This window comes from Ruminiclostridium cellobioparum subsp. termitidis CT1112, from assembly GCF_000350485.1.
GTDB lineage: Bacteria > Bacillota > Clostridia > Acetivibrionales > DSM-1351 > Ruminiclostridium > Ruminiclostridium termitidis.
In genome coordinates, this window is record NZ_AORV01000031.1 from 197,315 (window position 1) to 211,372 (window position 14,058).

Here is a 14,058-nt window from a genome sequence, read left to right on the forward strand (position 1 = left end):
TTATTTTTTATATATCAAATAAGCAACAACTTTATTGTTGGAGTATTCAGTAAGTGATACAATTATTAGCAAGTAAGTTTTTATATATGTGAAATTGTTAGAACTTTTGGGGTGTACCGGGATTTAAAAGTATCGAAATCCTTGTTAAGTTAAAGGAGAAATGATATGACGAGATATATCGCAGCAGCAGTATTAATTTTTCTTGTAATTCTTGTTTTATTCCGGGCTTTCCAGTTAAAAAAGCTGGGGATAAAGGTTATTCGTTTCGGGGAGATGGATAGGAAGGATTTCTTTATCCCTCCATTTGCCTTGCTGCTATTCTATATTGTGTTCTCAAGCACGTTTGGTCTGCCTGAAATCGGAGCTGAATTGTTCAATAATGAATTTGTCTGCTGGATAGGGGTGATTGCATGTGTAATGGGGTGTTTATTGTTTGTATATGCACTGATTTCGTTTGGAAAAAACTTTCGTGTCGGTTTAGATGAAGATCACCCCGGAGAACTTGTTACCACTGGTGCATTTGCGATCAGTCGTAATCCAATATATACGGCATTCGGATTGGTTCTGACAGGATTATTTTTGATTATTCCGAATTGGATAATATTGATTTATGCTATTGCAGGTATATGGCTATTCAATCGCCAAATCCTACTTGAAGAAGAATCGCTAAGAAAGATATATGGCGAAAAATATGCGGAATACTGCAATAGAGTTAGACGTTTTCTATAAGAATCATTTGCATTTGCAAGGAGGATTTAAATCTGAATAAAAAACAGAATCGAATGGAGTAAATCAAGAAGAAACGACTATTTCATTAGCTATAACTCAAACTATGGCAAACAAAAGAAAGCTGATCTGACTTTCCACAACAAAGAACTTTGGGTAAAATCCCAAAGTTCTTTGTTTACTGTTTGTATAAAATTATTGCTTTACAATGTTTGCTTAGAACTTTCGACTGTAATTTCCAGAACTCTGCTCAGGAAAGGAAACTTTTGTTTCATCATATCGAACTCAGAGCCGGAGTTCAGAAACTTAGCCTTTCCTTCAATAAGGAATCCGGTTCCCATGAACTTGTGGCCCATTACTTCCTTGCTTCCTAGAGTGACCTTAACATTATTGTTCTGTTCAATATTTTTTTGAGTTGTCCGCATACCGGCGGCAGGAATAAGAATCCTGTTTTCCTCTATGACAAGGTATGAATTCCACGTATTGACTACATGAGTTCCATTGTCACCACTGGTTACAATCGCTACTACACCTTCATGAGATATAACTTCAAAGAACTTTTCATTTAACATTTTACTCCTCCTCTATTAACAATCACATTGACAGGCTAACACAATTAGTATACTGTCAAATTGTATTTATTAAAATATCCAATTTTAATAATTTTATAGGATACAGTTAGGAGCAGCCGGATGATTATACTAAATAACAACTCAGGTACACCATTATATATACAAATCTATGGACAACTTAAGGAGGAAATTATTGCAGGCCGATTGCCCCAAAATTCAAAACTGCCTTCAACACGTTATCTTTCCGAAACACTGAACGTTGGCAGGAACACAGTTGAGAATGCATATTTGCAGCTTGCTTCGGAAGGGTATGTGCAAAGCAAAGCTGGCAGCGGCTTTATTGTACAAAACATCAATAGTATGATGGATTTTATAGAACATGAAAATTATAGTATGGATCAAACAGAACCAAAACATGGAAAGTCGGGCTCATCACTCATTTATACCTACAAATTTGAATACAGCCATTTAAGCTCTATTGATTTTCCCATGAATATATGGAAAAAGGTCTCCAATAAGGCCCTTGCATCTTTAACCCCGGAAGATATGACCAAATATTGCGAAAGAAACGGTGATCTGGAGTTAAGAAATGATTTAAGAGACTATTTGAGAAAATCCAGAGGGCTTTCCTGCGATGCAGAGCAAATTATCATCTGTTCCGGCTTTGATTATGCTCTTTCTCTGCTCAGTCAGCTCTTAAGGCCGGGCTTTAACCAAGTCGCTGTTGAAGAACCTGGATATTCAGGAGCGAGAGATATTTTCAGAAATAACGGATTTACTGTAGTTCCAATTACAGTTGAGAAAGATGGATTGGATATAACCGAATTAACAAATTCCTCAGCTAAAATTGTTTATGTGACACCATCCCATCAATTCCCTACCGGTGCTGTAATGCCTATACAAAAAAGGCTGCTTTTGCTTAATTGGGCATCCCGAAGCAACGGAATTATCATTGAAGATGATTATGATAGTGAACTGCGTTATAATTCCAGGCCTATCCCGTCAATAAACAGTATTACAAAAAGTGAAAATGTTGTGTATGTCGGAACACTTTCAAAAGCTTTGTCCCCCAGCTTAAGAGTGAGTTATATGGTGTTGCCCCTCAAATTGATGAAACTTTATAATAAAGACTTTAAGATGTATCAATGCCCAGTTGCTTTAGTACAGCAGCGAATAATTCATCAATTTATCCACTCCGGCCATTGGGAAAGACATTTACGCAGGTCATGCAATGCCAATAAGAAAAAACATGACCTTTTGATACAAACTATTGAGGAGTTATTAGGTGACAGTGTGATCATACATGGAAGAAATGCCGGGCTGCACATCTTACTCGAATCTACTCAGGGCTTAACCGAAAAAGAAATGGTAGATAAGTCCGGGGAATATGGAGTTTTAGTTTATCCGGTATCCACGTTCTGGATAGATGCAAACCGCTATCCCAACAATATGGTTTTGCTGGGATTTGGAAACACTTCTGAAGAGGTTATTATTAATGGGATTAAGCAACTGGCACGAGCGTGGAAAGTATTTTGAAAAGTTACCTTAAAATTAATTACAAAATTCATTGCTTCTTTTTTAATATGGTATTGACAAGTTATAAAATAGTTCATATAATGAATAAGCTGCCTGGAGATAACAGCGGCATGTAATTGCTTATAAATGCGCCATTAGCTCAGTTGGTAGAGCACCTGACTCTTAATCAGGGTGTCCCCGGTTCGAACCCGTGATGGCGCACCAAACAAAGAAAAACCATACATACGTATGGTTTTTCTTTGTTTGGTGCTTGCTTAGTACCTTGTTGGTTATTTATATATTTCTTTGTCTAGTTATTTTATCCAATGACCCGAATAGGTAGCCCACCGGCTGCCTATTTCAATTTGTCATCGCTGACCGTGGTCTGTAACATCTTGAAGATATATTGTACAGTAAAAACGTATATTGTCCGGCAGCTGGTACCCTGGAAGATAATCATAAAAATATGCTTTTCCTGTCGGGCTGCAATTCTTTCGAAGTCAGATGTATCATCAGCTCCTCAGCCGCCGACAGGTTTGCGATACCGCATATTACATACATCCACCAGTTCGAAGAATAGTTTAGAAGAAAAATGGGAATTAGAAATAAAAGCAGTCCTGTGACCTTATTGGAATACGTATGGAGAATTGCAAAAGATTTATATTTCAAAAATACTATTGCCATTGAGATAATTCTGATAACAAAAACCAGTAAAATCCAAATAACTATTTGAGCAGGAATACTTATAATTGGATATAATTTGAAAAACAAAACCGCCACCATTACCAGATCTGCTGCTGAATCCAGCCTTGCACCAATCGGACTGGAAGCTCCTGTTTTCCTTGCAATAAATCCGTCCAGCATATCACTTATTCCACAAAGAACATATATAATGTAAAAGGTAATACTGAGCGGCTTTATTGCAATAAGGCATAAGGCAAGAACTATCCTTGTTATGGACAGACAATTTGGTATTGCCCTTGCTATACGGCCTGGTGCTGCGGTTTTAGCTGCATTTTTTGCGGTGTTTTGGGACATATAAATACCTCTGTATATGAATTACCTATTTATACCATCTTATGATTTTACTCTGTATTTTACTATTCCATTTTCTTATTTCAGTTAAAAATTAAAACAAGCTTATTATACTCACCTTTATTAATTATACCGTCATGATTTAAATCCATTACAGCAACGATATAGATATTATCCATCGGAAATTCATCAAGGGAATATCCGGTATATTCATATATTTCAGGATCAAGCAGCTGAATATCATTAACTTTAAATTCTGTATCAATAATGCTGTTTTCATCTTCATTAATAACAGGTAACCTGCTGTGGGCGTCGTCACTATAAAATAGATAATGATGGGCCTCATTGTTCACGTATAGAGATTCATACGGTCCATCCGCTGCCATCCCCGTCCCGGGTATAAAATAAGGGATTTCTTCCAGACTCATTCCCTCTTTCGTCAGGTCATAACTGTCACTGTCATCCAGTGCTGCCATCTGTAATATGCCCTCAATGGGCATTTTAAATCTCAGTGAGAAATTGCTTCTGTCAAGATAGAAAGCGTTATCTTTAGCATCCGCCTTTATTTCATTGCCGTTCTGGAAGATCTCTACATTAAAGGCTGAAGAATCCGGCTCAGTCCTGAACTTCAAAATATATGCCTTTTTTAAGCCATTTCCTGATTTATCCTTGACCGCATTTGCAGGAATTATCAATTCATACACCATATCATTTTCAAGATTGCCCTTGGGTCTGATTATAAGTGAATTATTTCTGTCTACAGTAACGGCTATATTTACGGATACCGTCCAGGAATTTGCCAGTTTGATTCTGGAATAGGTATTACCTTTGAAGATCTGTTCACTGAATTTTATTGTAATAGTCTTATTTGTTTCCACAGTGGAAAGATTGCTGCCCGGATCAGTTTTGACTACAGTTGGTGCAACGTTGTCTTTTGCGGCGGAAAACGACGTTTGGCATGTAATTATCAAAATTGAAATTATACAAATGAACGATACGAATCTCTTCATACAAACACCCCTTAATACATTAATTAAATATTATTTTACCATTTGCAAGCATTAATTGAAAGATATGTTTAAGTCCTCTAAATTAAACATTTAACACTATTTTATTGTTTCATATTATTGCGGTGTGGTAGTATAATAATAAATTGTCGAAAATTGCTTTTAATGGGGGACTAATGTTTAGAGATTTCGTAATAAATTCAGGAATGTTAATAGCATTTTTAAGTATATGTTACCAGATCTTCCGGAACACCGGCTTGAACCCTCAGCTCCCTATAGGGTTAAAAATCAAAATGGGTTTGATTTTCGGGATCATGGGCATGGTATTAGTTGAGTTTTCAGTTAAGCTCACAAACCATCTTATAGTAGATCTGCGTATTTTGCCCATACTAATAGCCTGTCTCTATGGAGGTTTTATACCCGGAATAATTGCAAGTTTCGCCATTGCCGTGTTCCGCATAATAAGATTCGGATTTTCAGACACTGCGTTTGCAGCCTCAATCTCTACCTTTATACTTCCGCTTCTGACCTACCCTCTCTTCAGGAAACAAAAGCAGCTATGGAAAAAATGGGTCTATGGATCAATTATTTTCGAATTTATTATAAGTCTGAACTATGCGGTATTTATTGACGGCATGAAAAATAAAATTTTGATTATTACACTGTTTTGTTCTGTCTCAAGTCTTATTGCCTTTTTAATTTATTATTACATAAGATATCTGGAAGCATATACTTTTGCCTTCAGGCGTTATCAGCAGGAGTCCAAAAAGGATTTTCTGACAGGTCTCAATAATGCCCGGCAATTTGATGCCATATATAATAATATAATAGAAAAATCAAAAACAGATAAACGGCAAATTTCATTACTGTTTCTGGATATTGACTTTTTTAAGAAGGTTAATGATACTTACGGACATGAAGACGGTGATATTGTTTTAAAGACCCTGGGAGACCTTCTTATCCATAACTGCCGGGATATAGATATCGTTTCAAGGAATGGAGGAGAAGAGTTCTCTGTCATACTGCCCGATTGTACTTCGGATTTGGCACTGGAAATCGCCGAACGGCTGCGTAAAAAGGTTGAGAACACATCTTTCATATTATCAAATGGTGTCATTATTAAAATAACCATTTCTATCGGTATATCCTCCTACCCTGATAAAATTTCCAATATAGATATTTTAAAGGAAAAAGCCGACGAAGCTCTTTATTCTGCAAAACGTGCCGGGCGAAACAGGGTTGTACCGGCAAAATAATTTTTGTAAAACTTTTAAATCTTATCCCAACAACTTTAACATAACTCCTTAGATTTGAATATTATGTATCAACAACGAATTTGAGGTGATTTATAATGTTAAATATTCCGTTGCTAACCAGCGAAGTTGTAAGTTTTAACCTCTGGTTTTCAATTTTTCTTATTGCAATTTTTGCAGTAATATTGTCGGGTCCTATCTTATATGAATATATATCCTACCGGGTTTCTTACAGAAGGGCTGAAAAGAGATATTACTCAGCTGTTAAAAAGGTCTTTTCAGAACAAAGAGACGATGGAGGAGGCGGTTCTATTGATGAGCTGATAGGTACTGCCGGATATGCCTATAATCAAACAAATGACCTGTTCTTTTCAACGATGTATGCATGGCAGAGAAGCATGGGCTACTGCAGACTTTATGATGAAGCCGCCGCCCCCCTGGGGATGATTATTGACAGTGAGCCAATACGTTTTTCCTATGCCGGAAGGCGCTGGCTCATTGAGTTCTGGAAAGGTCAATACGGTATGACCACAGGCTGTGAACTCGGAGTCTACTCCAGCCAGTGGCCCGACCTGAATATTCCGGGTGTGTTTGACGGCACCTTCTATACCTGCGCCAGCAATGAAGACAGACTTTACATGGGCTTTGTGCTTTATAAGAACGGCGAAGAGCTGTTTAACAGAAAGGGCAGGCACTGGTGGCTGACAGCATTCAAACTGGGTGAATATTCAGAGCCGTCCGAACTGTCCATGGATGTCTATATAACCTTAAAGAGCCGCGGAATGAGAGATGCATTCCTGAAGGCTCTTCAGAGGGCGGGCTATAAAGAAGGTGATTATGAAGTCAGAAAAAACACCGTTGCGCTCTTTTACGACAAGCCGCATTCCAGACAACCCTACACAAGGTCGGCAGCTACAGATAAAATGATGCTTGCACAACTCAAAAGAAATTGCGACGTATATCAAACCCTTACAAAAGGTTACACCAGTATGAAAGATAAGGTAAAAGCAGTTAAAGAGGGTTCACCTGAATTATATACCGAGCTGTTCAAGATAGGTAAGACAGCCTCAATATTCAGCGTCTTCGACAAAATAAAGGACTATTTGAATATTGAAGTTGATGGCAATCAGCTCCCCAAGTGAGGTCGGGTAATATGAATAAATTAGACAGGGTCACCAATGTATATAACAAATCGGACATAATACCTTTTGATGATACCTCCAAGTTTGTATTAATGAGTGATTGTCATAGAGGTGACGGAAGCCGTTCCGATAATTTTTTAAGTAACAGAAATATTTATTATTCAGCATTATCTCAATACTATTATCACAACTTTACTTATATAGAGTTGGGTGATGGTGATGAGCTTTGGGAAAACAGGCGTCTGTCGGATATCATACAGATCCATAAGGAGGTTTTTGGACTGCTGTCCAAGTTCCATGATGATCAAAGACTCTATCTCATGTACGGTAATCATGATATGGAAAAGAGAAACTATAAATATGTCAACAGAAATATACAACGCTACTATGCTCAGCGCGAACAGGAGGATCCAAACATTTTTAATAATGTAAAAGTTCATGAAGGACTGGTTTTAAGGCACTCCGAGTCAGACGACAAAATTCTTCTCATTCATGGGCACCAGATGGATACCATGAGCAGTTCCTTCTGGAGGCTGAGTAAATTCCTGGTAAGATATGTCTGGAAGCCGCTTGAAAATTTCGGGGTTAATGACCCTACAAGTGCGGCAAAAAATTATAAGAAAAAAATATCAATTGCAAAAAAGCTTACAAAATGGGTCGCCAGGGAAAAACATATACTGATTGCAGGGCATAATCACAGACCATCCTTTCCCGATGTGGGGCAGGTTCCGTACTTCAATGATGGAAGCTGTATCCATCCCAATGCAATTACAGCTATAGAAATTTCCAACGGTACCATTTGCCTTGTTAAGTGGAGCGAAAAAGTAAAAAATGATGGTTCGCTGTATATTGCAAGAGATATCCTGGGCGGTCCAAACAATCTGCAGGAATATTTTGCTTGGCTGCATAAGCATTAATGCATACATTTAATGTTTAATCTGTAAAACATATATTTAAGGCAATACTCCGGGAAGGAACAGCTGCAACCCTGGCCAAATCGTCAGGGTTACAGCTGTTCCTTCCTTTTTATTTTTGAAATACTCAACTTCCTTTCATAAAACCATCACATTTGTTTTTTAAAATTAAAATGTCAAATACAAAAGGAGGATGCACATTATGCATAATAAAAGATCAAAATACAAGTTCACTCCTGTTTTAATGGCTGTACTGCTTGGCTTTTCACTGACAGCCTGCACAGCCGGGAATTCAGATACGGCCGCATCCATAAATTCCGGTCCGGCTTCCCGGGCAGCCGTGGGATCAATGGCTGCCAATACAGGTACAGCACAGGCAGGTACTGCAGCAAAAGCTGATGTATCAGTACAGTATGACTCCGATGACGAGAACGCCAGCTGGAGCACCGGGGATGCGACAAATATATTTTTAAAAACAAATGCCACAACCTGGGATGGAGCCGAAGTCGCAATAAAAGACAACAATGTAACAATTACTTCTGCAGGAACATATATTATAAGCGGAACCTTAAACGGCGGGCAAGTCCTCGTAGACACTGAAGACAAGGGAACAGTGAGACTTGTTCTGAACGGAGCAAATATTACAAGTTCCGACAGTTCGCCAGTCTATATAATCCGGGCTAAAAAGACAGTAATAGTGCTGGCGGAGGGCTCAAATAACAATTTAACCGACAGCAAAACATATGTTTTAACAAATAAGGAAGCCGATGAGCCCAATGCAACCATCTTCTCAAAATCCGATCTGACTGTCAACGGAACAGGCTCATTAACGGTAAATGCAAATTACAAAAACGCTATCACAAGTAAGGATGAATTAAAAATCATGAGCGGCAACATAACTGTAAATTCAACAGGGGATGGCATCAGAGGCAGGGATTTTGTTGCGATAAAAAATGGAATAGTGAATGTCAATGCCCGGCAGGACGGCATAAAATCAAACAATGATGAAGATTCCCAAAAAGGTTTTATCTTAATCGAAGACGGCACCGTAAGCATAACAGCCCAGGAGGATGGAATCCAAGCTGAAACAAACGTTGTAGTCAAAACAGGAGATATCAGGATATCTTCCGGCGGCGGCAGTGCCAATGGAGAGACAAAGCCGGACAATCAACCGGGTATTGCTGATACCGACAGTGACTCCGACAGCAAAAAAGGCATCAAAGCAGCAGCCGGTATCACTATATACGGCGGAACTATCGATATCGACTCGGCAGATGACTCTCTCCATTCCAACAACAGGATTTCAATAAATGGCGGATATGTCACTGCTGCTTCAGGAGATGATGGTATTCATGCCGATTCAAGTATTGAAATAAACAATGGCGAAATAAATATAACCAGGGCCTGTGAAGGTATCGAAAGCACCAGTATAACAATTAACGGCGGTAATATCCGTATAAACGCAAGCGATGACGGAATAAATGCCTCAGACGGCACAGGCAGTTCATCCCTTGGCCAACGCCCGGGACAAAATAATTCAAATTCTTCAGGAAGTGCTTCCTTAAATATAAACGGCGGTTACATTTACGTCAATTCCGCAGGAGACAGCCTTGATGCAAACGGCTCAATCCTCATGACAAACGGAACGGTAATAATCAGCGGCCCCACTGAAAACAATAACGGCGCCCTCGATTATGACGGAACCTTCAAAATGACGGGAGGCTTTCTGGCAGCTGCCGGAAGTTCAGGAATGGCGCAGGCACCCGGCACTGCCTCTACTCAAAATTCCGCAATGATATCCTTCGCCCAGACAATGCCGGCAGGTACGATGGTTCACATAAAGTCCAGTGACGGTATGGACCTGCTCACTTTTAAACCGGAAAAAGACTATCAGACAATAGTGATAAGTTCACCGGAGATTAAAACAGGTACAACCTATGACATTTATTATGGAGGCAGTTCGGGGGGAACGGAAAAGGACGGCCTCTTCACAGGCGGCACATACAGCGGAGGTACAAAATATGAAAGTTTTACAGTCTCGGAAGTCGTGACTACTGTTGGAACTACAGGACACAGCGGTCCCGGCGGCAAAGGCCTCATGGAAGGCGGTAGGCCCGGAAACCCCTGATCACATCTGCTTTTCACGTAAAAAAATATTTCTCAATTATATCTCATAACACTTTAAATTTAATATTTATCTTTCATCATATCAAATTTTTGTTAAATCAGTATTAATTTATTGTAAAAATATGGTAAAATATATCCAGGAATGACAATTTGATTATTACATCAGACAGGAGGTTTATTATGGCAATTTCAACTTTTAAACGGTATGAAATGAAATTTCTTTTGTCCAGTGAACAGTTCAACACGCTCTTGCCAAAAATAACGGAGTATATGAATCCGGACGAATATTGCAGAGGATATAGAAATTACAGTATCTACAATATTTATTATGACACACTTGACAGTAATTTGATCCGGACATCTCTCTCAAAACCCCAATATAAGGAAAAACTGCGATTAAGAAGCTATACTCCCTCTACTTCACCGGATTCAAAAGTATACCTGGAGCTCAAAAAGAAAACCGCAGGCGTAGTTTACAAAAGAAGGGCAGCTATGACCTTGCGGGAAGCCTGCCGGTTCGTGGAGGAAGGCAGCAAACCTGCGGCTAAAAACTATATAGGTGCACAGGTTATCAATGAATTGGAGTTCTTCCTGAGCAAAAATAAAGTGTATCCTGCAACCTATATCAGTTATAACAGAATGGCCTTTTTCGGCAAAGACGACAGGGAGTTCAGAATCACCTTTGACAGTAATATCATTACCAGGAGAAATGAACTGAACCTGGAAAAAGGCTGTTTCGGAGAACAGCTGCTGGACGACGGACAATACCTCATGGAAGTTAAAATATCCAGAGCTGTTCCCATCTGGCTGGCCCGGCTTCTATCGGAACTTAAAGTATATAAAACCAGCTTTTCAAAATATGGGACTGAGTACCAGCGATACTACAAGCAGGCGGTATTAGACAGCCTGCAAATGTTAACGGCCATCAAATAAATTTTAATAGTATAAAGGAGAGAATTAAATGTTGGATTCAATTTTTCCTGTTTCGGCTTCGGGTGATACCCTTACACTTTCGGGTGTGCTTGCGGCTTTAGGAGCAGCACTTATACTGGGGCTGATCGTCAGCCTTGCATATATAGGAACTCACAAGAGGGAAGGTTACTCCGCAGGATTTACCATCACCTTGATCATGCTTCCTGCAATAATATCAATAATAATAATGCTCATAGGCAACAATGTTGCCAGAGCCTTCAGTCTGGCCGGTGCCTTCAGTTTGATCAGGTTCAGAAGCGCTCCCGGAGATCCCAAGGATATAGCCTATGTATTTTTTTCCCTGGCAGTGGGCCTGGCCTGTGGAATGGGTTATCTTGCCTACGGAACAATATTTGTAATTGTGCTCTGTCTGGTGATGGCTCTGCTTCATAATTTTAAATTCGGCAATCCGGGAAATGCCTGTATGCTGCTCAAAATCACAATACCGGAGGATCTGAATTTTCAAGGGCTGTTTGATGACATTCTGGAGCGCTACACCACTTCCTGGAATATGAAACGTGTTAAAACCACAGATTTCGGTACGATCTTTGAAATTGTATATATAATCAATTTGAAATCGGTAAATGAACAGAAGCAATTCATAGATGAATTGAGATGCAGAAACGGTAACCTGAATATATCCCTTACCCTGAAGGAATATGAAGACAGGGTTGCAGTATAAAAAACTCACTTTTTCTCAAACGGATAAAAATGGAGTCTATCTTTCTCCTGTATCGGCATATAATAGCATTTGATTTCTGACCATCTCTGCAAGTACAGGAGAAACCTGTTCCAAATGCCGTAAGACTATGCGCTGTGTATTAGGCTGGGCTTCCACAAGTCCTGACGCAATATTATCCACAAAGCTCTTCTTCTCTGCTGATGAAAAGGATTCATACTTCTGAGTAGCTTGTGTAAAATCATCCGAATCCGGGATTTCGGCACGCATAATTTCACCATCGATATATCTGCCGTTTCCACTGGATACCATAGATGCAGGAGACCAGTTGGGCTGTTTGTTGACGGGGATATTACGATAATCGGGACCCAGCCGGTGACGCTGTGCATCCGAATAAATAAATGTGCGTCCCTGCAATATCTTGTCATCTGAGAATTCCAGCCCGGGAAGGAGATTTGCCGGATTAAGGGCCAATTTTTCAACCTGCTCGGCATAATTGTCCGGATTGCGGTTTAAAACCATCCGCCCTACGGGTAAAGAGGGAAATTGGGCTTCGTCCCACAACTTGGTATCGTCCAAAGGATCAAACGGAAGTGTCTTTGCATCTTCGGGATCCATCAGTTGTACGCGCAGCTCGTATTCGACAGCCTTGCCTTGTGCAATGCTGTCATATAGGTCGCTCCCTGCAATGTTCGGGTCTTTGCATGCCAGTTGCTGGGCCTCCTGCCGATCAATGAACTCTTGTCCAGCCATGGGAATCCAGATGTATTTTACATAGCGCCGAACTCCTTGCGCGTTCCGCCAGACATAGGTGCTCACACTATACCCCCGGATATGTCGCAAGCTTTTGACTGTTCCCAAATCCGAAAAAAACCATATAAGCATATTGGTTGTCTCGGGATATTTGGCAAACAGACTCCAAAACCTATCCGGATCAGCCAGATTATTCACCGGAGAGGGAGAAAGATGGCTGATGACATCCGGCACACGAATGGCATCGCGTACAAAAAAAACAGGGAGATGGTTACAGAGCAGATCGAAGAATCCCCCATCGGTATAAAATCTGGTGCTGAACCCTCGAACATTTCTTAAGGTGTCCGGTGTTCCCTGATTGCTTGACGCCAGGGAGAAGCGCACCGCCACCGGCACCTGTTGACCTGGCGTTTGCAAAAACCCGGCTTTGGTATATTCCTGCATCGAGTGAGTTGTGTAAAAATACCCGAAAGCACCATATCCTTTTGTATGTAAGCGCCGCGCCAGCGTGGTGGAGAATACAAAGGTCTCCAGAGTTTCATGCAGAGCGGTGTCCTGCACAAGGACAGGACCCCGCACACCCACTGTCTGCGAATGGGCTACATCCGAGTCCACTGTTTCTGCCGGCGTTACGTTTTGACTGTATGTCCCGGCAGCCATCGGCTTACTGATCATATAAGCATTCGAAGGGGCTACATCCGAGCTCCCTGTTTTTGCGGGCATTGCGCTTGGGTGGGATTCCTCAGCAGTCATCGGCTGCCCGTTCTTATGAGCGCCCGGATAAGGCGATTGAGATTGATTGCGCTTAATCTGCTCGTTTTGTCTGCTGGACGAGCGTCTGGCATTCTCTTTCTCTAATTGAAACCATCCGTTATTGTTATCCATTTATGAGCCCTCCAAATCATACCAAAAGCATGATAATAATATAAATACTAAATACAATATATTCATAATCCTTAAAAATAATACCATCACACCTGCATTCTTCAATTTTCTACAAACCGGCATGGCTTCACCATGCCACAGATACTGTCAAGCTGACGATAAATTCTCTTTTCAGGATTAAAAAATCATAAATTTTCTAAAGAATATATTTCTTGCAAATTGAAAAAAATAACTGTGAGGTGTTTTAATATCACCTTCCGATACTTACAAAGCATTCAAGGAGAGAAAAACATGGCTAAAAAAGGAATGAGGAGGCCTGACCCTTCAGAACCTCATGGAACAGAAAGCAACCATTCACAACATTTTCAAAAGAATGATGTCAGACCGGTTCCTGAGATACAGGGAAAGGCTAAGACAGGAAATAAAAAAGCAGGTCTCATATAGTCAAATAGGCAATAAGCAAAGAGAAAAGACATTT

The 14,058-nt window shown here is 40.1% G+C and carries 13 protein-coding genes and 1 tRNA gene; 10 read left to right on the plus strand and 4 right to left on the minus strand.

All coding sequences use genetic code 11. The features are described 5' to 3' along the window. Positions 1 to 165 precede the first annotated feature (165 nt). A complete protein-coding gene (locus CTER_RS11425; RefSeq protein WP_004625665.1) occupies positions 166 to 729 on the plus strand; it encodes a methyltransferase family protein in 564 nt (187 codons plus the stop codon). A 200-nt stretch (positions 730 to 929) separates the two neighbouring features. Here the strand turns inward: CTER_RS11425 and CTER_RS11430 are convergent, their stop codons facing one another. After that, positions 930 to 1,298, minus strand: coding sequence for a pyridoxamine 5'-phosphate oxidase family protein (locus tag CTER_RS11430; protein ID WP_004625571.1), 369 nt, complete (start codon positions 1,296 to 1,298; stop codon positions 930 to 932). A gap of 120 nt (positions 1,299 to 1,418) precedes the next feature. Here CTER_RS11430 and pdxR point away from each other — a divergent pair, with 120 nt between their 5' ends. Together pdxR and CTER_RS11440 are read left to right on the plus strand one after the other, a co-directional pair. Further along, on the plus strand, positions 1,419 to 2,834 hold the full coding sequence (gene pdxR / locus CTER_RS11435; protein WP_004625554.1) for a MocR-like pyridoxine biosynthesis transcription factor PdxR: 1,416 nt from the start codon (positions 1,419 to 1,421) through the stop codon (positions 2,832 to 2,834). A gap of 128 nt (positions 2,835 to 2,962) precedes the next feature. Beyond that, positions 2,963 to 3,038: transfer RNA gene (locus CTER_RS11440), tRNA-Lys, on the plus strand. A 231-nt stretch (positions 3,039 to 3,269) separates the two neighbouring features. On the opposite strand, the gene CTER_RS11445 is transcribed toward CTER_RS11440, so the two are convergent. Next, positions 3,270 to 3,851 (minus strand): CDP-alcohol phosphatidyltransferase family protein, encoded by a 582-nt coding sequence (locus tag CTER_RS11445; RefSeq protein WP_004625519.1) that lies wholly within the window; start codon positions 3,849 to 3,851, stop codon positions 3,270 to 3,272. An 80-nt stretch (positions 3,852 to 3,931) separates the two neighbouring features. Continuing rightward, positions 3,932 to 4,858: an Ig-like domain-containing domain gene (locus CTER_RS11450; RefSeq protein WP_004625623.1), complete on the minus strand. Its 927-nt coding sequence runs from the start codon at positions 4,856 to 4,858 to the stop codon at positions 3,932 to 3,934. Positions 4,859 to 5,031: 173 nt separating this feature from the next. On the opposite strand from CTER_RS11450, the gene CTER_RS11455 reads away from it, so the two are divergent. From CTER_RS11455 to CTER_RS11480, 6 genes are all read left to right on the plus strand, one after another. After that, positions 5,032 to 6,111 carry a diguanylate cyclase gene (locus CTER_RS11455; protein ID WP_004625573.1) on the plus strand — a complete coding sequence of 360 codons (1,080 nt, stop codon included), beginning with the start codon at positions 5,032 to 5,034 and terminating at the stop codon, positions 6,109 to 6,111. A 95-nt stretch (positions 6,112 to 6,206) separates the two neighbouring features. Then, positions 6,207 to 7,250: a DUF4474 domain-containing protein gene (locus CTER_RS11460; RefSeq protein ID WP_004625489.1), complete on the plus strand. Its 1,044-nt coding sequence runs from the start codon at positions 6,207 to 6,209 to the stop codon at positions 7,248 to 7,250. A gap of 11 nt (positions 7,251 to 7,261) precedes the next feature. Beyond that, positions 7,262 to 8,167 (plus strand): metallophosphoesterase, encoded by a 906-nt coding sequence (locus CTER_RS11465; protein WP_004625616.1) that lies wholly within the window; start codon positions 7,262 to 7,264, stop codon positions 8,165 to 8,167. Positions 8,168 to 8,366: 199 nt separating this feature from the next. Continuing rightward, complete coding sequence (locus tag CTER_RS11470; RefSeq protein ID WP_004625632.1) at positions 8,367 to 10,292, plus strand: carbohydrate-binding domain-containing protein; 1,926 nt, start codon at positions 8,367 to 8,369, stop codon at positions 10,290 to 10,292. A gap of 179 nt (positions 10,293 to 10,471) precedes the next feature. After that, positions 10,472 to 11,224: a polyphosphate polymerase domain-containing protein gene (locus CTER_RS11475; protein ID WP_004625526.1), complete on the plus strand. Its 753-nt coding sequence runs from the start codon at positions 10,472 to 10,474 to the stop codon at positions 11,222 to 11,224. A 28-nt stretch (positions 11,225 to 11,252) separates the two neighbouring features. Beyond that, a complete protein-coding gene (locus CTER_RS11480) occupies positions 11,253 to 11,945 on the plus strand; it encodes a DUF4956 domain-containing protein (protein ID WP_004625599.1) in 693 nt (230 codons plus the stop codon). A gap of 36 nt (positions 11,946 to 11,981) precedes the next feature. Here CTER_RS11480 and CTER_RS11485 read toward each other — a convergent pair whose 3' ends face one another. Beyond that, on the minus strand, positions 11,982 to 13,580 hold the full coding sequence (locus tag CTER_RS11485; RefSeq protein ID WP_004625499.1) for a catalase: 1,599 nt from the start codon (positions 13,578 to 13,580) through the stop codon (positions 11,982 to 11,984). A 291-nt stretch (positions 13,581 to 13,871) separates the two neighbouring features. Between CTER_RS11485 and CTER_RS28305 the strand changes: the two genes are divergently transcribed. Beyond that, a complete protein-coding gene (locus tag CTER_RS28305) occupies positions 13,872 to 14,024 on the plus strand; it encodes a hypothetical protein (protein WP_004625577.1) in 153 nt (50 codons plus the stop codon). Positions 14,025 to 14,058 lie beyond the last annotated feature (34 nt).